Origin of the sequence: Candidatus Burkholderia verschuerenii, assembly GCF_001189365.1 — a bacterium.
Classification (GTDB): domain Bacteria; phylum Pseudomonadota; class Gammaproteobacteria; order Burkholderiales; family Burkholderiaceae; genus Caballeronia; species Caballeronia verschuerenii.
In genome coordinates, this window is record NZ_LFJJ01000160.1 from 1 (window position 1) to 24,919 (window position 24,919).

At 63.6% G+C, this 24,919-nt stretch carries 29 protein-coding genes and 2 pseudogenes; 12 read left to right on the plus strand and 19 right to left on the minus strand.

Translation table 11 applies throughout. The features are described from left to right. Positions 1-70: 70 nt before the first annotated feature. On the minus strand, positions 71-613 hold the full coding sequence (locus tag BVER_RS21735; RefSeq protein WP_050455046.1) for a sigma-70 family RNA polymerase sigma factor: 543 nt from the start codon (positions 611-613) through the stop codon (positions 71-73). A 219-nt stretch (positions 614-832) separates the two neighbouring features. Beyond that, a complete protein-coding gene (locus BVER_RS21740) occupies positions 833-1,276 on the minus strand; it encodes an SET domain-containing protein (RefSeq protein WP_050455066.1) in 444 nt (147 codons plus the stop codon). 100 nt (positions 1,277-1,376) lie between these two features. On the opposite strand from BVER_RS21740, the gene BVER_RS21745 reads away from it, so the two are divergent. Further along, on the plus strand, positions 1,377-1,580 hold the full coding sequence (locus BVER_RS21745) for a hypothetical protein (protein WP_050455047.1): 204 nt from the start codon (positions 1,377-1,379) through the stop codon (positions 1,578-1,580). Positions 1,581-1,606: 26 nt separating this feature from the next. Here BVER_RS21745 and BVER_RS21750 read toward each other — a convergent pair whose 3' ends face one another. Then, complete coding sequence (locus BVER_RS21750; protein ID WP_332309142.1) at positions 1,607-2,266, minus strand: Csu type fimbrial protein; 660 nt, start codon at positions 2,264-2,266, stop codon at positions 1,607-1,609. Beyond that, complete coding sequence (locus tag BVER_RS32740) at positions 2,203-2,580, minus strand: Csu type fimbrial protein (RefSeq protein WP_198155324.1); 378 nt, start codon at positions 2,578-2,580, stop codon at positions 2,203-2,205. The genes BVER_RS21750 and BVER_RS32740 overlap by 64 nt, the downstream gene beginning before the upstream one ends. 95 nt (positions 2,581-2,675) lie before the next feature. Between BVER_RS32740 and BVER_RS21755 the strand changes: the two genes are divergently transcribed. Together BVER_RS21755 and BVER_RS21760 are read left to right on the plus strand one after the other, a co-directional pair. After that, positions 2,676-2,954 (plus strand): hypothetical protein, encoded by a 279-nt coding sequence (locus tag BVER_RS21755; protein WP_050455049.1) that lies wholly within the window; start codon positions 2,676-2,678, stop codon positions 2,952-2,954. Positions 2,955-3,235: 281 nt separating this feature from the next. Continuing rightward, positions 3,236-3,868, plus strand: coding sequence for a DUF429 domain-containing protein (locus tag BVER_RS21760; protein WP_050455050.1), 633 nt, complete (start codon positions 3,236-3,238; stop codon positions 3,866-3,868). Between the two features lie 10 nt (positions 3,869-3,878). Here BVER_RS21760 and BVER_RS21765 read toward each other — a convergent pair whose 3' ends face one another. Next, a complete protein-coding gene (locus tag BVER_RS21765; RefSeq protein WP_050455051.1) occupies positions 3,879-4,970 on the minus strand; it encodes a tartrate dehydrogenase in 1,092 nt (363 codons plus the stop codon). Between the two features lie 95 nt (positions 4,971-5,065). On the opposite strand from BVER_RS21765, the pseudogene BVER_RS21770 reads away from it, so the two are divergent. Continuing rightward, positions 5,066-5,980, plus strand: a pseudogene (locus tag BVER_RS21770) (LysR substrate-binding domain-containing protein). Between the two features lie 50 nt (positions 5,981-6,030). Here the strand turns inward: BVER_RS21770 and BVER_RS21775 are convergent. Together BVER_RS21775 and cobF are read right to left on the minus strand one after the other, a co-directional pair. After that, positions 6,031-6,240 carry a hypothetical protein gene (locus tag BVER_RS21775; RefSeq protein ID WP_232316704.1) on the minus strand — a complete coding sequence of 70 codons (210 nt, stop codon included), beginning with the start codon at positions 6,238-6,240 and terminating at the stop codon, positions 6,031-6,033. A gap of 237 nt (positions 6,241-6,477) precedes the next feature. Further along, positions 6,478-7,239 (minus strand): precorrin-6A synthase (deacetylating), encoded by a 762-nt coding sequence (gene cobF / locus BVER_RS21780; protein ID WP_050455067.1) that lies wholly within the window; start codon positions 7,237-7,239, stop codon positions 6,478-6,480. A 172-nt stretch (positions 7,240-7,411) separates the two neighbouring features. Between cobF and BVER_RS21785 the strand changes: the two genes are divergently transcribed. The 4 genes from BVER_RS21785 to BVER_RS21800 all read left to right on the plus strand — a co-directional run bounded on the left by BVER_RS21785 (position 7,412) and on the right by BVER_RS21800 (position 9,125). After that, a complete protein-coding gene (locus BVER_RS21785) occupies positions 7,412-7,699 on the plus strand; it encodes a hypothetical protein (protein WP_050455052.1) in 288 nt (95 codons plus the stop codon). A gap of 63 nt (positions 7,700-7,762) precedes the next feature. Further along, entirely contained in the window at positions 7,763-8,101 is a 339-nt protein-coding gene (locus BVER_RS21790) for a cupin domain-containing protein (RefSeq protein WP_050455053.1), read from the plus strand. Between the two features lie 296 nt (positions 8,102-8,397). Continuing rightward, entirely contained in the window at positions 8,398-8,631 is a 234-nt protein-coding gene (locus tag BVER_RS34350; protein WP_050455054.1) for a hypothetical protein, read from the plus strand. A gap of 227 nt (positions 8,632-8,858) precedes the next feature. Then, a complete protein-coding gene (locus BVER_RS21800; RefSeq protein ID WP_050455068.1) occupies positions 8,859-9,125 on the plus strand; it encodes a hypothetical protein in 267 nt (88 codons plus the stop codon). A 16-nt stretch (positions 9,126-9,141) separates the two neighbouring features. Here the strand turns inward: BVER_RS21800 and BVER_RS21805 are convergent, their stop codons facing one another. After that, positions 9,142-9,471 carry a hypothetical protein gene (locus BVER_RS21805; protein WP_083452295.1) on the minus strand — a complete coding sequence of 110 codons (330 nt, stop codon included), beginning with the start codon at positions 9,469-9,471 and terminating at the stop codon, positions 9,142-9,144. A gap of 785 nt (positions 9,472-10,256) precedes the next feature. On the opposite strand from BVER_RS21805, the gene BVER_RS21810 reads away from it, so the two are divergent. Continuing rightward, a complete protein-coding gene (locus BVER_RS21810) occupies positions 10,257-11,414 on the plus strand; it encodes a porin (protein ID WP_050455056.1) in 1,158 nt (385 codons plus the stop codon). A 152-nt stretch (positions 11,415-11,566) separates the two neighbouring features. Here the strand turns inward: BVER_RS21810 and BVER_RS21815 are convergent, their stop codons facing one another. The 3 genes from BVER_RS21815 to BVER_RS21825 all read right to left on the minus strand — a co-directional run bounded on the left by BVER_RS21815 (position 11,567) and on the right by BVER_RS21825 (position 15,400). Further along, a complete protein-coding gene (locus BVER_RS21815; RefSeq protein WP_050455057.1) occupies positions 11,567-13,891 on the minus strand; it encodes an ATP-binding protein in 2,325 nt (774 codons plus the stop codon). 432 nt (positions 13,892-14,323) lie between these two features. Next, a complete protein-coding gene (locus BVER_RS21820) occupies positions 14,324-14,692 on the minus strand; it encodes a hypothetical protein (RefSeq protein ID WP_050455058.1) in 369 nt (122 codons plus the stop codon). Between the two features lie 117 nt (positions 14,693-14,809). Next, a complete protein-coding gene (locus BVER_RS21825) occupies positions 14,810-15,400 on the minus strand; it encodes an RBBP9/YdeN family alpha/beta hydrolase (RefSeq protein WP_050455069.1) in 591 nt (196 codons plus the stop codon). Between the two features lie 253 nt (positions 15,401-15,653). Between BVER_RS21825 and BVER_RS21830 the strand changes: the two genes are divergently transcribed. Both BVER_RS21830 and BVER_RS21835 read left to right on the plus strand, forming a co-directional pair. Continuing rightward, positions 15,654-16,592: a phosphate acetyltransferase gene (locus BVER_RS21830; protein WP_050455059.1), complete on the plus strand. Its 939-nt coding sequence runs from the start codon at positions 15,654-15,656 to the stop codon at positions 16,590-16,592. A gap of 4 nt (positions 16,593-16,596) precedes the next feature. Continuing rightward, entirely contained in the window at positions 16,597-17,790 is a 1,194-nt protein-coding gene (locus BVER_RS21835) for an acetate/propionate family kinase (RefSeq protein WP_050455060.1), read from the plus strand. Here the strand turns inward: BVER_RS21835 and BVER_RS21840 are convergent. The 8 genes and pseudogenes from BVER_RS21840 to BVER_RS32745 form a co-directional block, all read right to left on the minus strand. After that, positions 17,787-18,434, minus strand: a complete 648-nt coding sequence (locus BVER_RS21840; RefSeq protein ID WP_050455061.1) for an aspartate/glutamate racemase family protein — start codon at positions 18,432-18,434, stop codon at positions 17,787-17,789. The genes BVER_RS21835 and BVER_RS21840 overlap by 4 nt on opposite strands. Further along, positions 18,431-19,168, minus strand: coding sequence for a dipeptidase PepE (pepE, locus tag BVER_RS35765; RefSeq protein WP_050455070.1), 738 nt, complete (start codon positions 19,166-19,168; stop codon positions 18,431-18,433). The genes BVER_RS21840 and pepE overlap by 4 nt, the downstream gene beginning before the upstream one ends. Positions 19,169-19,411: 243 nt before the next feature. Then, positions 19,412-19,771, minus strand: a pseudogene (locus BVER_RS36535) (AroM family protein); the annotation flags it as partial. 10 nt (positions 19,772-19,781) lie between these two features. Then, the gene (locus BVER_RS21850; RefSeq protein ID WP_050455062.1) at positions 19,782-20,726 is read right to left on the minus strand and encodes a DUF1177 domain-containing protein; all 945 of its coding nucleotides are present in this window, start codon (positions 20,724-20,726) and stop codon (positions 19,782-19,784) included. Positions 20,727-20,797: 71 nt separating this feature from the next. Beyond that, on the minus strand, positions 20,798-22,444 hold the full coding sequence (locus BVER_RS21855; RefSeq protein ID WP_083452296.1) for an OPT/YSL family transporter: 1,647 nt from the start codon (positions 22,442-22,444) through the stop codon (positions 20,798-20,800). Positions 22,445-22,502: 58 nt separating this feature from the next. Continuing rightward, complete coding sequence (locus tag BVER_RS21860; RefSeq protein ID WP_050455063.1) at positions 22,503-22,688, minus strand: hypothetical protein; 186 nt, start codon at positions 22,686-22,688, stop codon at positions 22,503-22,505. Continuing rightward, positions 22,625-23,317 carry an IclR family transcriptional regulator gene (locus tag BVER_RS21865; RefSeq protein WP_083452297.1) on the minus strand — a complete coding sequence of 231 codons (693 nt, stop codon included), beginning with the start codon at positions 23,315-23,317 and terminating at the stop codon, positions 22,625-22,627. The genes BVER_RS21860 and BVER_RS21865 overlap by 64 nt, the downstream gene beginning before the upstream one ends. Continuing rightward, positions 23,314-23,697, minus strand: coding sequence for a hypothetical protein (locus BVER_RS32745; RefSeq protein ID WP_198155325.1), 384 nt, complete (start codon positions 23,695-23,697; stop codon positions 23,314-23,316). The genes BVER_RS21865 and BVER_RS32745 overlap by 4 nt, the downstream gene beginning before the upstream one ends. Here BVER_RS32745 and BVER_RS21870 point away from each other — a divergent pair. Continuing rightward, a complete protein-coding gene (locus BVER_RS21870; protein WP_050455065.1) occupies positions 23,648-24,817 on the plus strand; it encodes a porin in 1,170 nt (389 codons plus the stop codon). The two genes, BVER_RS32745 and BVER_RS21870, sit on opposite strands and share 50 nt — an antisense overlap. The last annotated feature ends 102 nt before the right edge of the window (positions 24,818-24,919 follow it).

Sequence of the window (24,919 nt, forward strand, 5' to 3'; positions counted from 1 at the left end):
GTTTCGCTCCACGCTTCCTCCCCACGGTCGGTCGCCCTTCCGCAGTTGCGCTTCACTTCGCTCGCTGTGGTCAACTTGCCGCGCGACTTGCACCCGCAAGAGTGCGCCCATGCTGGGCGCACAAGAACGCCTCGCGCACCGCGCGGCCCTGTTGCGGTTCCAGCCGGTCGAGACAGAGTTCGAGACGCCGGCGTTCCTGGCTCGATTCGGCGGCGGCGGGCGTCGGGGCATCGTCGGCGACTTCGGGCGCTTCGTCGTCGCCCAGCAATTCCTCGCGATGCTGCCGCATGCGATCGATGGTGCGATTGCGTCCGAGCGTGATCAGCCAGGTCATCGGGCTGCCGCGCGCGGGATCGAAGGAATCGGCGCGGCGCCAGGCCGTCGCATAGACCTCCTGCAGGATGTCTTCCGCTTCGCCGCGATCGTGCATCATGCGCACGATCACGCCGTACACGCGCGACGAGGTGGATTTGTACAGTTCGGCGAAGGCCTGCTGATCGCCTTTCGCGACGTTCGCGAGCATCTGGTTGAGGCGCTCGCGACGCTGTTTGTCGGCGTCGTCGGCGGAGAACGCGTCGAAATTCCCGGTGCTGCCTGAGGTCGTGTCCGTCATGGGCAGAAAAAATCGAGCTGCGCTCGGGCGTGGATATCTGCCGCAATATATCACTGTGTGGCGTCGCCGCCACGCCATGCCGGGCGCGCTGCCTGGGAAAACCCTCATCATCGTCGCCGTCCCTGGACGTTGGACTCAATGTCTTGCAATACGAATGACGATGTGAAAGGGATGCACGTCCGCGCGTGCTAAAACGCCTCGAAAAAGGCGTCGGAGCGCTTATCGGCGGCCGGAAAGCATGGTGCCGCGACAGGCGTCGGCGAGGCATCGGCAGGCGTACATGCGGCGCACGGCGGCGGTGCGCCGGCCCTCGACCGTCAGGCGGTAATCGATGAACAACTCCTGCCCTTTTTCGATGGGCCGGATCGCGCGGATAAACACGCGCGTGCCGTCCTGTTCGGCTTCGCAATTCGGCGCGCAACTGTGATTGAGCCAGCGCGCGGAATTGCCGCCGCGCGCGCCGTCCATCACGCTGCCGTCGTCGAGTCCGAACAGAAACGTGTGGCCCGCTTCGGCGCGCGAACGCGCATGCTGACGCTGCGCTTCGCGCCATGTCAGATGCAGCCCTTTGTACTCGAGCAGCAATTCGCCGCTGACGAGATCGGAGAGGGCGAACACGCCTCGGCCATGAACGGGCGATGTGCGGACAGAGAGACGTCGCATGGTGTGGCGATCCACGTAAAAAATCGAAAACGGGCGATGCTGTTTGAGCCGGCGCGCGGCCATCGTTATGATGGTGCCGTCATAAATCGCTGTCACGTCCATGCCCGTCATTTCCCGCCGCCGGAACACGAAACGCAAGCCGTTGCGCGGCACGCTCGCGCGCTATCGTAACCGTATCGTCGAGGTGTTGGGAGAAGCGCGTGGCCAGCGCGTCATGATTCGTTCGATACACGAAGACGGCATCGAACGTCTCACGGCAGTGAAGTGGGTCAACCTGCTGCCGCTCGAGACCGGGTTGTTCTGATCGCAGCCTGCTTCGGTCGATGTCGGTCAATACGTGACGGTCGCCATGACCGTATCCGAGTAGCTTCCCGCGGGCTGCGACGTCTGCGGCAACACGCGCCCATACACGGCGATGTTCTGGCTCGATCCCGTGCCCACGCCAGTGTACGCGACCGTGCCGACGGTGCCGTCGCCCCACGGCTTGGTGAACGCCGAATCCTGATAGAGCTGATACGTCACCTGCTCGGTGCCGCCGGTGCGCGTCATGCGCCGCCTGCTGGCGACGGTCGCGTTCGCGCTCGTGCCGGCATTGAGCGCGACCGACCACGGCGCGGCGTTGGTGCAGGCGACCGTGATGGTCCCGTTGGCCGTCAGCGTCGACTTGAGCAAACCGGATGTGCCGAAGCTGATGTTGGACGCGTTGATCGTGCAATCGTTGATGACGGTGGCCTGCACGGTGAAGGACAGCGTGCTCGGATTGGTCGTCAGCGTCGAACACGACGGCGGGTTCGACAGCAGATACGCCTGATACGTCATCTGCGCCTGCGTCGAGCCGGAGAAGGTCGATGAATAACTGCCCGCGAGCAGCGTCGACTGGCTGGCGGCGACGCGCGCGTACATCGGCACGTTGACGCTGTAGGTGGTCAGCGCGGTGAGTGGGATATCGACCGTGATCGGCGCGTAACTGGTCGCGCGCATGCCCCAGATCGTCGTGTAAGCGGAGTCGGAATAGAGGTTGTATTGTGCAGCGTGTTGGCGCCGCTGGACGCGAGCCGCGGCGCGTAAGTTGCGCCGCCCGTGCCGGTGCCGACGTTGATGCATACGCGCATCGGCAGATTGACGAGTCCGCTGCACGTCACCGCGACGGAACCCGTCACCGACGCCGACGAGGTCGTGGCCGGCGAGATCGAGCCGAAGTTGATCGACGAGATGGTGGCCGTGCAGGTCTGCGCCTGCGCGGGCGCGCTGCCGAACCACGCGATCGAAGCGAACAGGACGATGCGCCAAAGCCTTAAGGTCATGAATGTCGAACGGTTGCTTCGCTGCGACGATTCTAGACGGTATTCGTATGATCAGCGGGTAAAAAACGACACGCTTATTTACAAGGAGCACGGCGATGGAGCCAGGCGAAATGGAGACCGCGATCGATCAGCTCGTCGGCGCGAGCGAACTGGTGGCGGCGGGCGAGTCGGGCGATGCGCGTCTGGGCGCGCTGCAGACGCTGGCGTTCTTTCGCCTGCGACGCACGCGCCTGAGCGATCCGGCGCTGCGCGCGACATCGGACGATGCGCTGTTCAAGGACACCGCGATCGCCGCGCTGACGATGGCGGGCCGCAAGGAATATCTCGCGTCGGCGGCGCTGCTGGAGCAGGCGCGTTCCCTGCTGTCATACTAATCGGCTCGTTCCGGCCATCAAGTTCGGAACGAGCGATGCCGTCAATAAAGTCGAGACCGACGCCAATCCCGTTCGCAACCCGGGATGTCGGGCGCGTGGCTTAAGCCGTATCGAAGCGCTGAACTGCATCGGGAAAAGGCCCTTTTCCGACGCTTTGCTTCCGTGGCCGCGTGTTACTATTCTTACTGTCTTCTCTTGCTCTTTCTCCTCCAGGGAGTGAGCGATTTCAGCGTCGTGCGGTATGCTCCGCACGACGCTTTTTCTTTTGCCGCGCCGTCTTCATGACCCTTGCAACGAAGCATGCACGCGATATCGCCGTGGCCGGAATCGACGTCGGCGGATCGAAGAAGGGATGTCATCTGGTGATCCTGCGCGGTCGCGAGATCGCGCAGGTCGCGACCAGCACCGACGCGGCCGTATTGCACGCGCATTGCGTCGCCGCCGATGTCGCCGTCGTCGGCATCGATGCGCCGTGTCAGTGGGGCGTGGAAGGCGCGGGACGCGGCGCCGAGCGCGAACGGATCGCGTGCTTCGCCACGCCGACGCAGGCGCGCGCCGAAGCGAACACGAGCGGATTCTACGAATGGATGTTCAACGGCGAGCGCGTGTATCGCGCGTTCGCGACAAGTCATCCGGTGCTGCGGACGAATCGTTACGAAGGCGCGCCCGCGAGCATCGAGACGTTTCCGCACGCGATCACCTGCGCGCTGCTCGGACGCGACGCCGTATCGGCGAAACTGAAGCGCGTGCAGCGACGCCACGCGCTCGCGCAGTTGGGCTTCGACGTCGCGCAACTGAGGTCGATCGACGACCTCGACGCCGCGCTCTGCGCCTACACCGCGCAATGCCTGATCGACGGCCGCGCCCGCGCCTACGGCGATGCGAACGGCGGGTTCATCTTCGTTCCCGCCTGACGCCGCGCGTTTATTTCCCGCCTGCCGCCACGCGTTCCGCGATCGCGCGGCCGACTTCTTCCGTGTTCGCCTTGCCGCCGAGATCGCCGGTGCGCGGACCGTCCTTGAGCGTCGCTTCGATGGCGGCGAGAATCGCGTCGTGTGCGTCGCGGCCGGGGCCTTTGCTGTGCGCGAGGAAGTCGAGCATCATCGCGGCGGACCAGATCATCGCGATCGGATTGGCGATGCCCTTGCCCGCGATATCCGGCGCGGAGCCGTGCACCGGTTCGAACAGCGACGGAAACGCGCGATCCGGATTCATGTTCGCCGACGGCGCGATGCCAATCGTGCCGGTGCACGCCGGACCTAAGTCGGAGAGGATATCGCCGAACAGGTTGGTCGCCACGACCACGTCGAAGCGATCCGGGCTCAACACGAAGCGCGCGCACAGAATGTCGATGTGCTGCTTGTCCCACTTGATTTCCGGATACTGCGCGGCGACTTCGGCGGCGCGCGCGTCCCACCACGCCATGCTGATCGAGATGCCGTTGCTTTTGGTCGCCACCGTGATCTTCTTCTCGCGGCGCTGCGCCAGATCGAACGCGAACTTCAGCATGCGATCGGCGCCCTTGCGCGTTAAGATCGACGTCTGCGAGACGAATTCGCGATCCGTGTCTTCGAACATCGCGCCGCCGACCGACGAGTATTCGCCTTCGGTGTTTTCGTGCACGATCATGAAGTCGATATCGCCTGCCTTGCGATTCGCGAGCGGCGAGGGCACGCCTTCGAACAGCCGCGCCGGACGCAGATTGATGTACTGATCGAATTCGCGGCGGAATTTCAGCAGCGAACCCCACAGCGAGATATGGTCGGGCACCTTGTCCGGCCAGCCGACCGCGCCGAACAGAATGGCGTCCCACTCCTGAAGCTGCGCCTTCCAGTCGTCCGGCATCATCTTGCCGTGCTGCGCGCAGTAATCGCAGCTCGCCCATTCGATATGCCGGTATTCCAGCGTGATGCCGAAGCGCGCGGCCGCCGCATCCAGCACGCGCAGACCTTCCGGCATGACTTCCACGCCGATTCCGTCGCCCGGGATCACGGCGATGCGATAGTTCTGGCTCATTCACGTCTCCTTCGAAAATGGTGTCGAGGCGGCCATTCTATTCCTCCACGATCCGATTAAAAACTGGCGATCGGTTTATCCACTATCTACGAATCGTGAATAAAACGCCCAATCTGGACGATCTGCGCGTCTTCTGCGCCGTCGCCCGCAAATCGAGCTTCAGCGCGACGGCGGAGGAACTGTCGGTGTCGCCGGCGTATGTGAGCAAGCGCGTCGGCGTGCTGGAGGCGGATCTCGGCGGCACGCGGCTTTTGCATCGGTCGACGCGGCGCGTCGGCGTGACGGAGGCGGGCGAGCGCGTCTACGAATGGGCCAACAATTCTCGACGACGTCGATCATCTGGTCGAAGACGTCTCGACGACGCGTCGCGTGCCGTGCGGCACCTTGCGCGTATCGAGCAGCTTCGGCTTCGGGCGGCAGGTCGTCGCGCCCGCCCTGGCGCGCCTGACGGAGAAGTATCCGCAGCTCGGCGTGCGCTTCGATCTGTTCGACCGGCTCGTCGATGTCGGCGGCGAAGGCTTCGATCTCGATATCCGCATCGGCGACGATATCGCGCCACATCTGATCGCGCGGCGGCTGGCGTCGAATCATCGCGTGCTGTGCGCGTCGCCCGCGTATCTGGAGAAGCACGGCGCGCCGCGTCAGGTCGCCGATTTGTCGACGCATCAGTGTCTCGTGATCAAGGAGCGCGATCATCCGTTCGGCATCTGGCGGCTGGCCGAGCGCGGCGAGATGCATTCGGTGAAAGTGACCGGGCCGCTGTCGACCAATCACGGCGAAGTCGCGGTGCAATGGTGCAATGGGCGCTGGCGGGGCGCGGCATCATGCTGCGTTCGGTGTGGGACGTACGGCCGTATCTGGCGCGCGGGGAATTGTGTCAGGTGCTGCCGGAGGTGACGCAGCCGGCGAACGTGTGGGCAGTGTATCCGGCGCGGCTGGCGACGTCGGCGAAAGTGCGGGTGTGCGTGGATTTTCTGACGGAGGAGTTTGCGCGCGAACGATTCGATTGATCGCTCACGAAAGCGGGCGCCTAGTGACGCACGCTTATGCGCTTAGGCGGTCATTTCCCAATGCGCGTGATCTTCCTTGTCCGTGAGCGGACCTTGGCGACCAGCGGCGTGTAGCCGCGCAGTTTGATCTCGCTGACGGCGAGCCGCTCCGACTGATACAACTCATCGGTGACGCGGGTGCCGTCCTGAAACTCGAGGGCGTAACCATCGATGGGACCCCAACGTCCCTTCGGCACCGGTTCGATAAAGACACGCTTCATTTGACATCTCCCTGGTTGTGAAAGCTCTTGTATAAGAGCGTAGCGAAGATGCCGGAGCGCGAGAACCGCAAACGGGCGCTGGCGCACATGGAAAATTGCTTTTTTATTCAGCAAGTTGACGCGCGCGTTTCACGATGAGGAATGGCATTGTCCCATATGCAAACCGATTTTGATGCTGCGCAGCACGCGGTTTCGAAATTCGGGCGAGGGTTTCGTATTGTGAAAAATGAGGGGCGTTCACTTCCCCCGCCGCTTCAACAAATACGTATCCATGATCCACCCATGCCGAGCCCGCGCCTCCGCCCGCACGCGCTCGATCTCACCCGCGACATCGGCGAGTTTGCCCGCGACGAGAATCTCGTCCTCGGTACCCACATAAGCGCCCCAGTAAATATCGACGTCCTCATGCTCGACGCGCCGATACGCGTTCTGCGCATCGAGCATCACGACGACGCTGTCCGCATTCGACGGAAAGCCTTCCGCGATGCCACGCCCGTTCGTGATCGCCACCGGCCGCCCGATCGCGTTCAGCGCCACGCGATGCTTCGCCGCCAGCGCCTGCACGCTGCTGATTCCCGAAATCACCTCGTAGTCGAACGCGTGTTGCCCGCCTTGCGCGATCGCCTCGACGATGCGAATCGTGCTGTCGTACAGCGACGGATCGCCCCACACGAGAAACGCGCCGCATTCGCCATCGGCGAGTTCGTCGGCGATCAGGCGTTCGAAGACCTGCTGCTTGTCGCGATTGAGCGTCTCCACCGCGTTCAGATAATTGCCGTTGTCGGGTCCGCGCTCGGGACTCGTTGCCTCGACGATGCGATAATCGCGCGCCGTCACGTAACGCTCGATGATTTCGAGCCGCAGCGCGACGAGTTTCGCCTTGGCCTCGCCTTTGTCCATCACGAAGAACACGTCCGCCTGATTGAGCGCCTTCACGGCCTGCATGGTGAGATAGTCGGGATCGCCCGCGCCGATGCCGATGATCAGGATTCGCTTCATGAACCGCTCCAGAAAGTGCCCATACCGCCGATAACGAAACGCGCAGTCTAACTGCATCGCGTCGGCGCGCGGCATCGGATTCCTCAGACGCGATGCCGCGCGTGCTCATTCATCGCTCATTCTTGCGTCGCAGAATGCCTTCATCGACGAACTCAACGGAAGGGTGAACGACATGAACGCGATCAAACAGACTCTGCTGGCACTGACCCTGAGCGCGACGCTGGTGAGCGTGGCGCAGGCGCATCCGTTCTTCGGCGTGGGGATTGTGGGCGGGCCGGTGTTTCCGGTGGCGTCCGCCGCGCAAAGCGCGCCGCCGCTGCCGATGTATCCGCATGCCGCGAACGCGGGTCCCGCGCAATTGCCGATCGATGCGCCGCCGCAGGTTTATGCCGAACCGGCGATCGCCAATATCGCGTCGATCATGGGACACGGCGACGGGAATGCATCGATGAATCCCTGATTCAGTGCACGAAAACTGCTTGTCGTTTCCAATCGATTCGATGCGATCTCACGGAGACGAACCATGACTCAGGCGATCGATTTCGCCGCCATTGCCGATGCCGCGCGCGATGGCTATATGAATCGCGTGCTGACCAGCGTGAACGATCACGACGTGCATATCAGCGTGATGGACGCGCCGTTTCGATGGCACGTGCATCCGGCATCGGATGAAACCTTCGTGGTGATCGAAGGCACGCTCGTGATCGAATTCGACGACGAAACCGTCGAACTGCATGCGGGCCAGATGCTGACCGTGCCCGCCGGCAAGCGTCATTGCACGCGGCCGGGCGGCGCGCGTTCGGTGAATCTCACCGTCGAAAAGAAAGACTGCGAAACCGTATTCTGCGATGCGCATGCATAAATGATATGCCTTAAACTAACGGCCTGCGTCGGGTCAGCATCGCGTCTTCACACAAAGGCGCGCCGTCCTGTCCGATCAAATACAGCGCGACGTCGTGCGCTGGAACCCGGGCCCGGCGGCATTGCTCTAAGCGAGCCTCTCGGCCCGCAGAAAGTTCGCTTGAAACTTCGCCTCCGTGCCAGCACGGACCCGCCGGTTCCGCCTCGTGCGCGCCGCGCGCCAGCCTGTGAATCATGATTACGCAACTCAGTGACGAATGTAAAACCCGGCTTTTCAGACTGACACTCCGCGCGCCCGTGGAAGGCATCGCGTTCGTCATGGCCGACAGTCGCGAGGCGGCATGGCGTATCGGCAGAACGGTGATTTCCGTGCTGCAGAGCGTGGCGATCTACGAAGTCGAACTCGCGGATGTGCGATCCTTCGCCGAACTCGTGCAGCTGGGCGTGAGCGACGACGCCGACGTGCGGATCTTCGAAATGAAGCACGACGACAACAAGGTGACGAATGGACGCGCGCGCCTTATTTCCTGACTAACGATTCTTCCCTGCTCAGCAAGTGGGCGGAACTTTGCGCGGGACTCGCCGCGAATATGGCGCATTCGGTCATCCGCCGCGCGCGATAATTCGCAAGACGTTTTCGGGTACGCCTTATGCTGTCGCTTCGCAAACTCCCGTGCGAAAGCGACCGCGCGCCATGCATTCACATGCAGACGAACGCGGCACGCATCACACCGTTCCGACTGTGGCGAGGTGCGGCGATGATCCGGTCATACAACCATAAAAGCTTCGTGCTCGAAGTATCGGTGGAGACGTCGTTCAGGCTCGTCTCGAAGCTTGCGCCCGAGCCCGCGCGATATCTCGCCGTCGTCACCATCAGCCGCTCGGGGCGGCCTGTCACGGCGTTCTCGCCGCTATACGTGGCGCACGATCGCATCGCCAATTTTTCGAGCGCGGAAGATGCGCTGATGAGCGCGCATTCCGCCGCGCAGACCTTCGTTGATGACTGGATGAAAGCCGCGCACTAGGACGGGTTTATCTCGTTCAAGCAGCGGCGTGCTTGATGTCGTCTTCGTGCAGCGTGTCCGAAACCATTGCGAACGATGCCGCCTGTTCGAGCGCCGCTTCAAGCAACGCGAGCTTGCGTTGCAGCAGCGCGACGCGCTGACATTGCGCGGGGATCAGTTCGTATTCGGCGTCGAGCTGGGCGACGCGCATGTCCCAGTAGCTCGTGGGCAAGCGGCTGTTCTCCGCATCGCGCTCGTCGAAATTCGACAGTATCAATTCCAGATACTGGAGTTCCCGCTCGGCGAGTTGAGCGGGGCGTCTCTGTCGGGGCTCGGCGCCTCCGGCGTTATCGTGACCTCTCTTCATCGTCAGTTTCCAGCTTGATTTTCAGATGCCGATTATGAGCAAGGCATGTACCGTTGCAGTGCATTTCGTCTGTTAAATGTGTATCCATTTGAAACCCGGACGCCGAAGAACGAGGCCCCGCGCGGCTTTTAACGTTTGGCGTGAAACGCAAAAAAATTTTTAAGCCGTTGCGCGATGGAGTCATTCGCGCCGCACACGCTTCAAGCTATTCGCGCGGATACAGGGAAACTTTGCATGCGCTTAGCCGCTTCTTTCAAAGCGCGAGTGAAGAAAACCAGGCGTGATAGACACGACGCCCGAACGCGATTCGTTCAGCTTCGAGGGAAGAAAATGGAAGGAATAGGAAGGAACGGGAAGCGAAGACACAAATGAAAACGGAGCAGCCTCCTCTCGCGAAGCCGCTCCGTGATGTCTCAAGAAATGCTGCTCGGAGTTCTTTAGACGCTGATCAGCTTAACAACGCTCGATGACAATTTAAACCGCACGCGATGCAATAACGTTTTCTCTTGAACGAACTAACGGCGTCGTTCATGCGCAACATGAAATCATGCCTAAAGAAAAGGCACGCGCCGCTTAAAGCTTGCTCTCATGCGCGTTCAAGCAACGTGTCTTTCGCTCTTGCGAAACACACAAAATATTGTTGCGTTCGAATTCCCGCCGCTTAAGCCCACGTCGATGCGCCCGTCGAATAGAGTGTCTCCTCCTTAGCGCAGTCTTGTGAATCCAGTCTTAAAGGCCAAGGAAACTTTTTGCTCTAAGTTGCTCAAGTAAGGACACTCAGCACCATGAAAAAAACTCTCATCATCGCGGGCGTTTTCGGCACGTTCGCCGCATCGGCTCAGGCACAAAGCAGTGTGACGCTGTACGGCACGCTCGACGCGGGGCTCCTCTACACCAACAACGCAGGCGGTCACAACAACTGGCAGGAAGGCAGCGGTGCGGTATCGGATACGTTCTACGGTTTGAAAGGCAGCGAAGATCTCGGCGGCGGGTTGCACGCGCTCTTCAAATTGGAGAGCGGCTTCAACCTCAATAACGGCCGCTATAGCGAAAACAACACGATGTTCAATCGGCAAGCGTATGTCGGCTTGCAAAGCGATCAATACGGCGCGGTTACGCTCGACCGTCAATACGATTTGATGGTCGATTATCTCGGCCCGCTCGCCGACGCCGCTTCGGGTTACGGCAACAATCTGAGCGCGCATCCGTTCGATAACGACAACCTCGATCATTCGTTCTCGATCAAGAATTCGGTCAAGTATCAAAGCGCGAATTACGGCGGTTTCAAGTTCGGCGGTTTGTACGGCTTCTCCGACGATGCCGGCCAGTTCTCGAACAATCGCGCGTGGAGCGCGGGCGCATCGTATGCAATGGGTCCGTTCAACTTCGCGGCGGCCTATATGCAGAACAACAATTCGCGCAACAACGCCAACGCGAACGGCGCGATCTCCGCGGGCCAGGGCAACAACGCGAATCTCACGGCCGATCAGCAACGCACCTTCGGCGCGGGCCTGAACTACACCTACGGTCCCGCAACGGTCGGCTTCGTATACACCAATACGCACTACGACGATCTGATCGCGGCATCGCAGGGCGGCACGTCGTTCACGCTGCCGGGCGGCTCGAATCTGCATATGAACAACTTCGAGCTGAACGGACGTTACGTGCTGACGCCGGCGCTGGCGCTCGATGCGGCCTACACGTACACAGACGGCAAGGTCACCGGCTCGAACGGCTCGGGCGATCCGAAGTGGCATACGGTGTCGCTGCAGGCGGATTACTCGCTGTCCAAGCGCACCGACGTGTATGTCGAAGGCGTGTATCAGCATGCATCGGGTCAGCTCGGCAACGCCGGCGCGAATGTCGCGATGATCAACACGCTGTCGCCGTCGTCGACGGGCAATCAGGTTGCAGCGACCGTGGGCCTGTGTCACCGCTTCTAAAGCGCACCTCGGGCATCACAAACGAAACGGCCGCGATCGTCACGATCGCGGCCGTTTTGCATGGCGTCGAACGAACGACGCAGCGCTTACTTCTTCTCGTTGTCCGCCGAACGCTTGACCAGTTGACCGATGTCGTGCCCGACGCCGCCCGTTCACGCCGCCAGCCGCACCAGCGCTGATGCCGTCGTATCGCGCCGCACGCCGCTTTCGGGGCGGAACTGCCGGGGCAGCGCCATGAAAAACGTCGCGCCTTCGTTCGGCTTGCCCTCGGCCCAGACCTGCCCGCCATGCCGCTCGACGATACGCCGCACGTTCGCCAGCCCGATGCCGGTGCCGTCGAACTCTTCGTTGACGTGCAGCCGCTGGAACACGCCGAACAGCTTGTCGACGTAGCGCATGTCGAAGCCCACGCCGTTATCGCGCACGAAATACACGTTGTAGCCGGTCAGTTCGCCCGCGCCCGGCTGCGAGCCGATCTCGATCATCGGATGCTCGCGCTTCGCGCTGAACTTGACGGCGTTGGCGATCACATTGGTCAGCGCGACATGCAGAAACACGTGATCCGCTTCGATCTCCGGCAGCGCCTCGATCTTCCAGCGAATCCGCGCGGACGCGTGCTCGTCGATATCGTTCTGGATGACGTTACGCACCAGCGCATGCATATCGACCTTGTGCGGACGCAGCGCCGCGCGTCCGAGTTGCGCGAACGACAGCAGATCGTCGACCAGCCGCCCGCCGAAACGCGCGGACGTGACCATGCGTTCGAGATAACCGCGTCCGCGCTCGGAAAGCTTGTCGCCGTCCATCTGACGCAGCAGATCCGCGAAACTCACGATATGCCTGAGCGGCGCGCGCAGATTGTGCGATACCGTGTACGAAAAGCCTTCGAGTTCGTGATTCGCGCGCCCGAGTTCGGTTGCGAGTTGCGCGATCTCCTCCGCGCGCCTGAGCACGATGCCCAGCCCCGCCGCGCGAAACTCAAGCGCAATCTCGCGCTCCGCCGGACGCCACGGCAGCGAGCGATTGCGCACTACGTCGGTCCACGTATCGAAGCTCTCGTGCGGCGACAGCGACGACGACAGATTGGTCAGCTTGGCGCACGGATCGCCGGCCCATTCGAAGGTCTGCACCACTTCGCGGCGGAACCAGATCACGTAATTGCGGTAAATCTTCGAGATCGACACCGCCAGAAAACCCGCGACTTCCTCGGAATCGTGCAGCGCCGGACAATCTTCCGACGCGCGATCCGACAGCACGACGTCCTCGCTCTGATTGTCGAGCCAGTCGACCAGCGCGGTGACGCAATGCTGGCTCGGCGTCACGCCGATCAGCGACGTGCGCCCCTCGAAGATCACCGCCGCGCCCGACGAACGGGTAAAGCCGAGCAGGTCCGACGCATCGTTGACGAGCGCTTCGACGAAACTGTCGGTATTCGCCATCGACGACAGCAGCTTCGACAGCATGCGGCGCAATTCCAGCCGGTAATGCGCTTCGGCCTGCGTTTCGCGCGCCTCGATCTGCAGCGACACGATCTGCGCGACATGCTCGCACGCGGTGCGCACTTCGAACGGCGGCAGGCGCGACGTTTCGTGATGACAGGAAATCAGGCCCCAGAGCTTGTCGTCGACGAGAATCGACATCGACATCGACGCCAGCGTGCCCATGTTGCGCATGTATTGCAGATGCACCGGCGACACGCTGCGCAGCGACGCGTAGGTGAGATCGGTCGCGCGGTTCGTGTCCGGATGCAGCGCGGGCACCAGCGGCGCGGCCTGATAATCCGCGTTCGAGATCAGCCGGATGCGATTTCGCCGGTACAGTTCGCGCGCTTGCGGCGGGATATCGGAGGCGGGGAAATGCTGGTTCAGGTATGACGGATAACCCGGCTCGACGGCTTCCGCGAGCACATGGCCGTGGCCTTCCTCGTCGAACTGATAGACCAGCGTGCGCCCGAAACCGGTGATGCGCTGAATCTCCGTCGCGGCGAACTGGCACAACTGCTCGACGGTGCGCATCGATTGCACGTCGGTGACGAAGGAGCGCACGAGCGGGTACATCGTCGAGAAGACGTCGGCGGTGTCCTGCGCGGGTTCGACTTCGACGAACAGCAGGCCTTCATGCCGATGCACGACTATCGCGAGCGGCGCGCTCTGCGTCCAGCCGCCGATCACCACGTTGCCGACGTGAATCGCCGCGCCGTCGCGGTTGAGGCGCTTGAGGCAGGCGCGCGTGCGTGCGGCGGCATCGCCGATCACGGTTTCGAGCGGCTGACCGAGACAGGTGTCCGGCGCCAGCCGCGCGAATTCCTCGATGTTCGCGCTGATCTGCACGACACAGCCCTGCTCGTCCACGCTGATGAGCACGCCGTGCGGCTGAATGCCGCCCGGAATATGAATCGGCTCGCGCGCGCATTCGGCAAACGCCGACGCGTCGAGCGCCGTTGGGGCGGTGATGTCGTCCGTAGATGTTTTGTCCATCATCGTCCTGGAGATGCGGGTCGTGCGGCAATCGATGCCACACGATTCTCGAATGAGTGCGGGTCTTGAACCCGAAAGCGGGAGCGCAAGCGTGCTTAAGCCGTCTTGCGCCATGCAAGGAAGTCTAGCTGGATTGTACGTAAGCCGGTCGCTTCCTTTGACGCGAATGACGCGGTGCGGTGATTTCTACGCGTTGTCCGCGTGGTGTCCAGTCATTTCTACGTGCGATGCCGCGCAGGTCGGCGCGAGCGGAAGGATCGGTGCGCATGCTGTTTCCCCGTGATGGCGAGCGTTGACTCTGCCAGCGCAAGCAGCGTTCCGGGACGCGGTTTCAGCGCGATGATTCCGCGCGAGCCGCGCCGAACGGGCATCGGCGAAACTTAATTCAGCATGGCGAAGTAATAAGAGCGTGACGCCGGCGTGTCACGTCTGCTATCCCGGCGGACGCTTGCGGTCGCCGAGCTGAGTCCAGCATTCGCGATAGATGCGTTGCACCAGCGTGCTTTCGTAGTCGAGGTCTTCCGCGTCGAGAATGCGCTGGATGCCGCGTTTGCCCGCTTCGTTTTCCAGCGTCGCGGCCAGGCGCGCGGCGAGCGCCTGCGCGGCGACCGACAGCTTCGCGATTTCGATCCACTCCGCCGCGCGATGATGCCGGTCCAGCCAGCGATGCGCGGTGCGCACCTGAAACGCGGTATCGGGCCACGCGCCGTCGAGATAATACGCGCCGAGAATGCCGCAGGTGAGCCAGCACAGCAGATGCACCCGGTCGTCGGGCCCGAGAGGATAGCGGACGTGACTCATGTTCGTGGTCGACGGCGCGGATTCCGCAGCTTCGATGGCCAGTCGGGAAAGGTAGCACGGCCGCGCCCGCGCGACATATCGCTGCGGCCATGACGAGCCGCCGCGCGATGCGCCGGTTCAGGCGGTCGCGCGCTCCTCGACGTCGCTGAGCACGCGGCGCGCCAGCGTTTCCACGAAATGCCGCGCCAGCGGCCACGGCCCGTAGCCCGCCGCCGTGTTGATATGCCCGGCATCGCCGAGATTGATGAACGCGCTGTTCCAGCGCTGCGCGAGCGTGCGGGCGTCGTCGAGCGGCATCCACGGATCGGTTTCGCTGCCGACCACCAGCGACGGCGTGTCGAGCCGGCGGGCATCGAACGCGCCCGCGTCGCGAAACTTGTGCGGACTCGCCGGCGCGACGAACAGAATGCCCTTGACCTTCGACGCCAGTTCGCCGTGCGGCCCCAGCGCGTGCGCCGTCGCAAGGCAGCCGAAACTGTGCGCCGCGATCACCACCGGCCCGTCGATCTCGCCGATCGCGTCGCGCACGGCGGCGCTCCAGCGCTCGAGATGCGGCATCGACCAGTCGCGCTGCTCGACGCGGCAGGTCGCCGGGAATTCGCCTTCGAGCCAGCTCTGCCAGTGCGCGGCTTCGCTGCCGTGCAGGCCGGGCACGGTGACGATCGTGGTGGCGGCGTCGTCCGGTCCGCGCGTGATGCGTTCGGTCATCGTCGATTCTCTTCGGGGGTTTGTCGTGAAGATCGATGTCATTGTGCGCACCGCCTCCGCGCTCGCGAACCAATAAATCCTGCTTTGAATATGGCGCACGATTTTTCCGCAACGCGAAACGTGCCGCCCGGCCGGCGCGATGCGCGCAGCGATGCACGCCGCGTCATCGACAATTTCAAATGCGTCGTTGCGAACCACGACGCCGCGACCTTACGATGCAGCGACATTTCTTCATCACGGCTGCGGAGGCGTCATGGAGCCCGTGCACGAGAAGTATCAGAGGCTGATCGACTTCTGCCGGACGCTGCCGCCGATGCCGACCGCCGTCGCCCATCCGTGCGACCGCAGCTCGCTCGAAGGCGCGTTGCAGGCCGCCGAGCTCGGCCTGATCGCGCCGCTGCTGGTCGGGCCGCCGGCGCGCATCCGCATGGTCGCCGACGAATGCGGGCTCGATCTCGCCGATCATCCGATCGTCGATGCGCCGCACAGCCACGCCGCCGCCGCGCGCGCCGTCGAACTGGTGCGCGAAGGCGCGGCGGAAGGGCTGATGAAAGGCAGCCTGCACACCGACGAGCTGATGAGCGCGGTCGTGCGCCGCGAGGGCGGTTTGCGTACCAAAAGGCGCGTCAGCCATTGCTTCATCATGGACGTGCCGCGTCACGAGAACGCGCTGATCATCACCGATGCGGAGATCAATATCGCGCCGACGCTGGCCGACAAGGTCGATATCCTTCAAAACGCGATCGATCTCGCCCACGCGCTGCGCATGCCCGAAGTGCGCGTGGCGATTCTCTCCGCGATGGAAACCGTCAACGCCAAGCTGCCGTCGACCATTGAAGCGGCCGCGCTATGCAAGATGGTCGACCGGCGGCAGATTACCGGCGCGCTGGTCGACGGGCCGCTCGCGCTCGACAACGCGATCGATCCGGCCGCCGCGCGCACCAAGAAGATCGAATCGCCGGTGGCTGGCCGCGCCAACGTGCTGATGGTGCCCGACCTCGAAGCGGGCAACATGCTTGCCAAGAGCCTGTCGTTCCTCGCGGGCGCGGTGGCGGCGGGCATCGTGTTGGGCGCGCGCGTGCCGATCATCCTGACGAGCCGCGCCGATTCCGTGACGACGCGCCTCGCCTCCTGCGCGGTGGCGACGATGGTCGCGGCCAAGCGTCGCGACGACGCGAAAATCATGGGGTGAGGCGATGGCCGACGTCATTCTGGTGTTGAACGCGGGATCGTCGAGCATCAAATTCAGCGCCTTCGATGCAAACACGCCCGATCTCGCGCTGCTCACGCGTGGGCAGGTCGAAGGACTGTTCAGCGCGCCGCGCTTCGTCGCCTACGACGGCGCGGGCGAGAAAATCGGCGAGCACGCGTGGGGCGGCGGCCAGACGCTCGAACACGCCGATGCCATCGGCCATCTGGGCGCGTTTTTGCGCGGGCACGGCGTCGGGCATCGGCTGGTGGCGGTCGGGCATCGCGTGGTGCATGGTGGCGTGCGCTTTACCGAACCGGTGATCGTCGACGATCGCGTGCTGGCCGAGCTCGAACGGCTCACGCCGCTCGCGCCGCTGCATCAGCCGCATAACCTCAAGCCGATCCGCATCGTCGCGGAGCGCCAGGGCGCGCTGCCGCAGGTCGCGTGCTTCGACACGGCGTTTCACGCTAGCCAGCCCGATGTCGCGCGGACGTTCGCGCTGCCCGAATCCATCACGCAGCGCGGCGTGCGGCGCTACGGCTTTCACGGGCTGTCGTACGAATACGTGTCGAAGCGATTGAGCGATATCGATCTGCGCGCCGCCGCCGGACGCACCGTCGTCGCGCATCTGGGCAACGGCCCGAGCCTGTGCGCGATGTGGTCGGGGCGCAGCATCGCGAGCACGATTGGCTTCACCGCGCTCGACGGCCTGATGATGGGCACGCGCTGCGGCAGTCTCGATCCCGGCGTGATGCTCTATTTGCTCGACGAACTCGGCATGAGCGCGCGCGATATCGAAGATCTGCTGTACCGCCAGTCGGGGCGGGCGGGCGTCTCGGGCGTGTCCAGCGACATGCGCACGCTGCTTGCGAGCGACGATCCGCGCGCGCAATTCGCGCTGGCGCTGTATGTGTATCGCGTCGGGCGCGAACTCGGCTCGATGATCGCCGCGCTACAAGGATTCGACGCGCTGGTTTTCACGGCGGGCGTCGGCGAACATTCCGCGCCGATCCGGCGACGCATCTGCGAGCAGGCGGGCTGGTGCGGCGTGGAACTCGATCCGGCCGCGAACGAGGCGGGCGGCCCGTCGATCGGCGCGGCATCGTCGAAGGTGGCGGTGTGGGTCGTGCCGACCGACGAGGAGCGCATGATCGCGCGCCATACGCGCGCTGATCGCGGGCGCCTGAGGGCTTTTTAGCGCAGACGCGCCGCGCCGAGCATCTCGACGGCGAACATGCCCACCGCCGCGACCGCATCGACGGCGACGCAGCCGATGTGTTCGCGGATGCGCGCCGCCAGCCCGATCGTCGACAAGCCCGTGCACAAAAACGCGATCACTTTCGCGCCTTGGGCATGCAACCGGCGCGCCGTTTCGAGCGCGGTGGCGCTGCCTTCCGGCGTCAACAGATCGTTGGTCTTGGTGACGCCTTCGGGACGCGCATACGCGACGTCTTCGCCCAGCAGCGCCCGAAACGGCTTAGGCGCCTGCGCGCCGATGCCGATCACCGCGACCGGCAAACCGATCAGCTCCGCCACGCGCGCCGCCGCGCTGCCCGCGCTGACCACCGGAATGCTCACCGCCGCGCGCAACTCCGCGAGACCGGGGTCCGCCGCGCAGCTCAGAAACAGCGCGCGCACGCCATCGGCTTCCATCTGACGGCCGAGCGCGACGATTTTCGGCACCGCGCGCGCTTCGGTGTCGGCATCGAAAATGCCGGTCGGCTGATCGGGAATGCAGCGCGTCACCGACTCGATGCCGTATTGCGCCTCGATCAGCCGGCCGTGTTCGAGCAGCACGGCGTCGTCGTCCGTCGTCAGAACGCGGATGATGCCGAGCGTCATCGCGCCGCTCCCTGAACTGGTCCCTGCACCGTCGCGCCCGACGCGAGCGTTTGCACGACCGCGCCGTGCGTGAACCACACGGCGTCGTGCGGACCTTGCAGCGTCACCGCGCGATCCGCGACGTGCAGCCAGTCGCCTTCGGGCAACCCGAGCACGGTCGATTGCGGATTCGCGGCCAGATATTCCTCGATCCGCTGATTGCGCGTCTTGCCCTGATGCCCGGCGGGCAGCGCGTTCGTGTAATGCGGATTGATCTGGAAATCGATCAGATCGAGCGCGCCGAAGCCTTTCGGATCGACGATCGGCATATCGTTCGTCGTGCAGATGGTCGGGCACGCGAGGATCGCGCCCGCGCTCCAGCCGAGATAACGCACGCCGCCGCGCACGGCGTTGCGGATCGCATCGATCAGACCGCGCGAACGGCATTGCGCGAGCAACTGGAACGTGTTGCCGCCGCCCACGACGATCAACTGCGTCTTCGCGATGGCCGCGTGCGCGTCGGCGTCGCTGGCGAAGGTGTGCAGCGAGCGCAGCGCGATGTTGGCCGGCGCGAGCGCTTCGGCGACTTTCGCGGCGTAGTCGTCCCACGTCATCGTCACGCCCGCGAAGGGCACGAACAGCGCGTCGGTCGGCGATTGGCCGCCGCTGGGCGTCAGCGCGCGGATCGCGTCGAGCGCGTGAACGAGATACGCGCCGTCAGGGCCTTTGGAATTGCTCAGCAGCAATGCGTTCATCACAGAAGCTCCGCAGTCAGTCGCGCAATCAGCGCGTTGGAAAGAATCACCGGCAGGCCGCTCGCGTCCTTCACGATCGCGCGATGCCGCTCGGTGAAGCCCATGCAATCGAGAATCAAAAGCTCCGCGCCCTGGTCGCGCAACTGCTGCGCGGCGGCGATCAGATCGTCGTTCCGGTCGACGCTCGCATACGGCGATGCCCACTTGCCGGTCGCCCGCGATCGCCGCGCCCGTCGGCGGCACGATCTGATCCGGCTCGACGAGCCACGCCGTGCGGCCTTCGAGACCGTGAAATTCGCCCGTGCACAAAATCAGCACGACATCGCAGCCTTGCGACACAAGCGCATCGATCTTGTCCTGCAGCACGGCGCGCACGGCGGGTTTGTCGACGATGACGGAACTGCCGTCGAGCAGCTTCGAGATCAGCGTCGCGTTGCCGGGTTGCGGCGCGTAACGCGCTTCGATTTCATCGCGCGTCAGGTTGTCGAGCACGCCCATGTGCACGTGCGGCAAGTTCGCGTGCAAATGCGCGTCGAGAATCGGCGTGATGTCCGCGCGCGGCGCCTGGCCGATCGTCAGCGTACCGAGTTTGCGAGTGGTCATATGCTTCGCCTTATTTGTTGGGGTGACGCACCTTCAGATGCGCGAGCGAGCCGTACAGTTCGATCAGCCGCGCGTAATCCTTTTCGTCGAAGAACGAGCACGTGCCGCGCCCGAATTCCTTCGCCACTTCCACCGCGAACTTTACCGACAGCGCGATATCCGTCTCGTGGCTCGCGCCCGTGCCGCAGCCCGGCACCACGCTCTGCGTCGTGATGGCGACGCAGACGACCGGCGCGCTCGTCGCGATCGACGGCTGCATGATGCTGTTCAGATGATGCACGCCATTGCCGTAAGGCGTGATGTCCTGCGTCGTCACGGGGAAAGTCACGGCGGGCTTGCCGCTGGTCATTTCCATGATGCGGATCAGGTCTTCCGACACGCGCAGGATATAGCCATCTTTAACGGTCGGCGAAATCGCGTAGCCGCTATGGTTGATGATGCGATTGCCCTTGGTCGTATCGAGCGACAGCACGGCGTCCATTTCGTCCCAGACTTCGTGCGCGTTGACGTCTTCGGTATCGATCGGCGAATCCATGAAATCGACCGGATCGTGCGGACGCGTGGGCGCGGTCGGGCAGATGTGCGTCGTCAGGAACACGTCGCCGGGAAGCGGATCGCCGTTGCGGCGCATTTGCGCGAGCTTGAGCGCGGCGGCCACCGCCGCGATCGCTCCGTCCGCATCCGATACCAGCCCGATACGCGACGGCCGCGCGCCGATGCCGCCCAGACGTCCGACGATGCCGAGCGTCTTCGCCGTGCCGCCTTGGCGCTTGCCGCTCTCGCCGGGGATCGCGATCTTGACGAAATCGGTCGTGCCCTTCGGCCAGCCGATCTCGGTCACGTCGACGGTGACGCCGAGATCCGCGAACGGCGCGAGCAGATCGACCACGGTCTGGCCGCTGGCGTAGTGGCTGTCGAAAGCTTCGAAGACTTGCAGGGTTTGTGTGAGGCTCATGACGTTTTATTCGATTGCAAATGATTGAAGCCCGAAGCGCGATTCGCGCATTCGGGCCGAAAAGGGAACGCTCAGCGCGTCTTGATGAGCGATTCGAAGAAGCTGTAGAGCGCGTCGGCCGCGATCACGCCCGCTGCGAACACTTCCATGCTGCTTTTCGCGGCCGGATTGCGGCGCTCGATAACGAGTCGAATCGCGATACCCGCGACGACCGCCCAGCCTGCCAGCGGACTCGCGATCAGCAAGCCGGTCGCGAACAGCACGCCGAGCTGGCGCTTCGGTCCGCCGATCAGCTGCAACACCGCGCCGAGCACGGCCCACTTCAGGAGCGACTGCAGCAGCACGCCGGGCGCGACGCCGGCCTGAATCGTCGAGACATAGACCTTCGCGACCGGCGGAATCTGGCCGTTAGCGAAGAACGCGTGATGCGCGAGCAGCACGACCGGAATCGCGACGACGAACGCGAGCATCGCGGCGATCAATTGCTGGCGGCGTCCGGCGAGTTCGAACGCGGGGTCTTCGCCGTGTCCGCGCAGGATAAAGCCTGCTTTCAGGTCGTAGCCCATGTCGGCGAACGCGGGACCGGTCGCGGCGGGGAAGCCGCACAGCATGACGAGCGAGACCATCGGGAAACCGATCAGCATGCCGATCAACAGCGTGATCAGCGCGACGGCGAAGGCCGGAAACCAGCCCGAATGCATCGCCGCGATACCGACGATCAGTTCGTGCACGAAGGCAGCGAGCGCCGCATACAGCACGAAGCCGACCAGCATGCCCGGCGTCATCTCGCCACAGAGACCGGACAGCAGCGCGATGATCGCCGCCAGCACGATATACGCGACGACGCCGAAACGCAGCGAACTGGCGACGCTCGCCACGCGCATCGAAGGCGATGCCGTCGTTGTGCCGGCATCGCGCTTGCCGCCTTTCTGATCGCACATCACCAGCACGCCGACCTGAATCAGTGCGACGAGTCCCGCGCCGATCATCATGCCGTGCGGAATGTAGGCCTTGTCGATCGCGAAATGGAACAGCGGCACCGAATAGCCGCGAATCAGAAAGCCGATGCCGAGCATGCCGAGCGCCCAGATATTGCCGATGAAGGCCGTACCGAACGCGGACATCGGAATGCCGAGCCACGAGCCGACCAATCCGACGCCGATGCCGACGCCCAGCAGCCGCGCCTGCTTGCCGCCTTCGTCGCCGGCCTTGATCGCTTCGGCGGCCGCGACGCCTTGCGGCCAGGTGCCCGTCACCGGAAACACGCTTGACCCGAACATGCGATACAGCATGTAGCCGTCGAGCAGCATGCCGAGCGCGACGCCCGCGAACATCGGCAGAACCAGGTCTTCGCGGCCGAACAGGAACGGAATCGCGATCGGCAAGAGCAGGCTGTTCGCCGCGCCGAAGGTCGCGGCGGAGATGGCGCTTTGCGCGAGATTCTGCGCATGCACCGATCGATACGTGCGGAAGAAACGCAGCGGCACGCGCGCGCAGATCATCGCGGCGAGCGCGCCGACGATCGACGTGTTCGGCGTCACGCCGACCTTCACCAGCAACTCGATGCCGATGATCGCGCCGATCACGCTCAGCACCGCGAGCAGCAGCAGATTGGCCGGCGAGAGCGCGTTGGGATGGACTTGCGGCGCGCGGGGCGCGGGGCGCGCCAGCCGGGGACGCGGCTGCGTCGGGCTGCCGTTCAGGCGATTGAGAAGCATGCATGGGTTGGTCTCGTTGCTACGTGTGGTTTGCCAGAAAACGTGATTGCGGCTTCGTTCAACTTGCGAACACGGTCCAGTACGGGTCGCCGATCGATCGGCCGATGACGCGCGCCTGTTCGCGCACCGCATCGCCCAGTTCGGCGATGGCGTCGGCGTCTTCCGCGCCGGCGGGAAAACTCAGGCAGAACGACAGGCATTCGCTGCTCGACGGATCGGCGATCGCGCAGCCGACCGAGCACACGCCGTAAAGCGCTTCGTTCTGCGCGAGCGCATAGAGCCGCGCGAGCGCGTGACGTCGATTTCGCCGATGAGCGCATCGAGCGTGGCGGGGCCGCGCGTGGGCGCGCGGGCGTCGTCTATTTGCGGCGAATCGGCGCTGTCGGGTGCGTTCGCGGGACGCAGGCCGAGCGGAAAGCGTGCGCGGATGACGTCGTCGGATTCGCTGGCGAGCAGCGCGCGTCCCGTCGATGTCGCCCACGACGCCGAGCGATGCCCGGGATTGGTCATCGCGCGAAACGCGAGCGAGCCGGGGCGAACGCGCAACACGACGACGTCGTTGCCTTCCAGCACCGAGACATAGCCCGTGTGGCCGTATTGCGCGCACAGCGTTTCGAGCGCCTGCGCGCACATGTCGATCAGCGGGCTGGCGGAACGCACGAGGTGACTCAGTTCGAGCAGCAGCATCGACGGCCGGTAGGCGAGCGATTTCTTGTCGCGTTCCAGCAGGCCAGTTTCGGTCATCTGCTTGAGTACGCGCGATGCCGTGCTCTTGGGCATGTCGAGCCGATCGACGAGATCGATCATCGAAAGTTCGCGCTGTTCCTGCGCCATCAGACGCAAAACAGTGGTCGCAGTGTCGAGAATGCTCATGATGCTTTCGCCGTTTGGTTCAGTTCCGTTTTATGGAACCGGGTTCCATATTTTCGAATATCGAAACGAGGAAAAAGCGCGTCGAGAAGCGTGTCAAAAATAATTCGCGCTCGACGCCATACCTTTTTTACAACGGTCCAAAAATCCTTTTTACAAAATGGGCCGTTGTTTAGAATCGTTTCTGTTTTGGAACGCGGTTCCGAAATATGGAACCGGCGGCGATTAACCGGCAACGCGCGGCAACGACTGTGCGCCCGACGCCGGGGAAAGTCGCATCGCCAATCAGTACAACGAATTTTTGACCAAGGTGTTTTGCCGAAGGGGTGTTTGATGTTGAAGAAGTGTTCATTTGCTGGCGCGCTCGCCATGCTGGTCGGCACGCAGGCCGCGCACGCGCAAGGTTCGATGACGTTGTACGGCATCATCGACGAGGGCTTGACCTACACGAGCAATCAGAAAGGCCACTCGGTCGTGCAGCTGCAATCGGGCAAGCTCGGCGGAAGCCGCTGGGGTCTGCGCGGCGAGGAACCGCTCGGCAACGGCCTGAGCGCGATCATGAATCTGGAGAACGGCTTCAACGCGACCAACGGCACGAACAGCGCGGGCCGCGAGTTCGCGCGGACGTCGCTGGTCGGCTTGAGAAAGAAGGGGCTCGGTTCCGTCACCTTCGGACGTCAGAGCGATTCGCTCGCGGATATCGTCGCGCCGTTCTTCGGCGCAGGCTACCTCACGCCCGCGACGCATATCGGCGACAACGATGACATGAACTGGTACTGGCGCGTCAACAACTCGGTCAAGGTGACGAGCGAAACGCTTTCCGGCTTCAAGTTCTCCGGCATCTACGGTTTCAGCAATCAGGCGGGCGCGTTCGCGAACAATCGCGAATGGGCGGCGGCGGCGAGCTACGCGAACGGTCCGCTCTCGTTCGGCGCGGGCTACATGCAGATCAACCATCCGAATTCGACGACCAATGCGAGCGGCGCGCTCGGCGGCGCATCGACGTCGAACGGCGACGACTACAGCAGCGCGTTCTTCTACGGCATGGACGGCAGCGTGGCGCGCCAGCAGGTCACGGGCGCGGGCGCGGGTTACACGCTGGGCGCGGCGCAGATCGGCATCGGCTATACGAACGTGCTGCTCGACTACAACGATGGCGCGCAACGAAAGCTGAACAACGCCAATGCGAACGTGCGGTATCGCGTGAGCGTGCCGCTCGTGCTGATCGCCGACTACACGTACACGTTCGGCACGGCGGATCGCGTCGCGGGTTCGAGCGGCCATCTGAAGCCGCGCTGGCATCAGATCACGCTCGGTATCGATTACTCGATGAGCAAGCGCACCGAGTTCTACGCGTCGGCGGAGTATCAGCTGGCGGCGGGCGATGCATCGATTGCGTCGGGCGGCACGCTGTCGAAGATCGCGTATATCCAGTCGTCGGGCGGCGCGTCGTCGAGCGCATCGCAGGTCGCGGTGAGCGTCGGCATCCGCCACAAGTTCTAAGTGCGCCGGTAGACCGGCAAGGAGTAGGTGGTGAAAGTCCACTGCGATGAAGGAGTAGCGAACCACATCGGCCCCGAGCCGTGCGCAGGTCACCGCGAGGTG

Bases quoted from the DNA above. Each gene is read 5' to 3' on its own strand.
- BVER_RS21735 (WP_050455046.1), bottom strand. From the start codon at position 613: ATGACGGACACGACCTCAGGCAGCACCGGGAATTTCGACGCGTTCTCC.
- BVER_RS21740 (WP_050455066.1), bottom strand. From the start codon at position 1,276: ATGCGACGTCTCTCTGTCCGCACATCGCCCGTTCATGGCCGAGGCGTG.
- BVER_RS21745 (WP_050455047.1), top strand. From the start codon at position 1,377: ATGCCCGTCATTTCCCGCCGCCGGAACACGAAACGCAAGCCGTTGCGC.
- BVER_RS32740 (WP_198155324.1), bottom strand. From the start codon at position 2,580: ATGACCTTAAGGCTTTGGCGCATCGTCCTGTTCGCTTCGATCGCGTGG.
- BVER_RS21755 (WP_050455049.1), top strand. From the start codon at position 2,676: ATGGAGCCAGGCGAAATGGAGACCGCGATCGATCAGCTCGTCGGCGCG.
- BVER_RS21760 (WP_050455050.1), top strand. From the start codon at position 3,236: ATGACCCTTGCAACGAAGCATGCACGCGATATCGCCGTGGCCGGAATC.
- BVER_RS21765 (WP_050455051.1), bottom strand. From the start codon at position 4,970: ATGAGCCAGAACTATCGCATCGCCGTGATCCCGGGCGACGGAATCGGC.
- BVER_RS21775 (WP_232316704.1), bottom strand. From the start codon at position 6,240: ATGAAGCGTGTCTTTATCGAACCGGTGCCGAAGGGACGTTGGGGTCCC.
- cobF (WP_050455067.1), bottom strand. From the start codon at position 7,239: ATGAAGCGAATCCTGATCATCGGCATCGGCGCGGGCGATCCCGACTAT.
- BVER_RS21785 (WP_050455052.1), top strand. From the start codon at position 7,412: ATGAACGCGATCAAACAGACTCTGCTGGCACTGACCCTGAGCGCGACG.
- BVER_RS21790 (WP_050455053.1), top strand. From the start codon at position 7,763: ATGACTCAGGCGATCGATTTCGCCGCCATTGCCGATGCCGCGCGCGAT.
- BVER_RS21800 (WP_050455068.1), top strand. From the start codon at position 8,859: ATGATCCGGTCATACAACCATAAAAGCTTCGTGCTCGAAGTATCGGTG.
- BVER_RS21805 (WP_083452295.1), bottom strand. From the start codon at position 9,471: ATGAAGAGAGGTCACGATAACGCCGGAGGCGCCGAGCCCCGACAGAGA.
- BVER_RS21810 (WP_050455056.1), top strand. From the start codon at position 10,257: ATGAAAAAAACTCTCATCATCGCGGGCGTTTTCGGCACGTTCGCCGCA.
- BVER_RS21815 (WP_050455057.1), bottom strand. From the start codon at position 13,891: ATGGACAAAACATCTACGGACGACATCACCGCCCCAACGGCGCTCGAC.
- BVER_RS21820 (WP_050455058.1), bottom strand. From the start codon at position 14,692: ATGAGTCACGTCCGCTATCCTCTCGGGCCCGACGACCGGGTGCATCTG.
- BVER_RS21825 (WP_050455069.1), bottom strand. From the start codon at position 15,400: ATGACCGAACGCATCACGCGCGGACCGGACGACGCCGCCACCACGATC.
- BVER_RS21830 (WP_050455059.1), top strand. From the start codon at position 15,654: ATGGAGCCCGTGCACGAGAAGTATCAGAGGCTGATCGACTTCTGCCGG.
- BVER_RS21835 (WP_050455060.1), top strand. From the start codon at position 16,597: ATGGCCGACGTCATTCTGGTGTTGAACGCGGGATCGTCGAGCATCAAA.
- BVER_RS21840 (WP_050455061.1), bottom strand. From the start codon at position 18,434: ATGACGCTCGGCATCATCCGCGTTCTGACGACGGACGACGACGCCGTG.
- pepE (WP_050455070.1), bottom strand. From the start codon at position 19,168: ATGAACGCATTGCTGCTGAGCAATTCCAAAGGCCCTGACGGCGCGTAT.
- BVER_RS21850 (WP_050455062.1), bottom strand. From the start codon at position 20,726: ATGAGCCTCACACAAACCCTGCAAGTCTTCGAAGCTTTCGACAGCCAC.
- BVER_RS21855 (WP_083452296.1), bottom strand. From the start codon at position 22,444: ATGCTTCTCAATCGCCTGAACGGCAGCCCGACGCAGCCGCGTCCCCGG.
- BVER_RS21865 (WP_083452297.1), bottom strand. From the start codon at position 23,317: ATGAGCATTCTCGACACTGCGACCACTGTTTTGCGTCTGATGGCGCAG.
- BVER_RS21870 (WP_050455065.1), top strand. From the start codon at position 23,648: ATGTTGAAGAAGTGTTCATTTGCTGGCGCGCTCGCCATGCTGGTCGGC.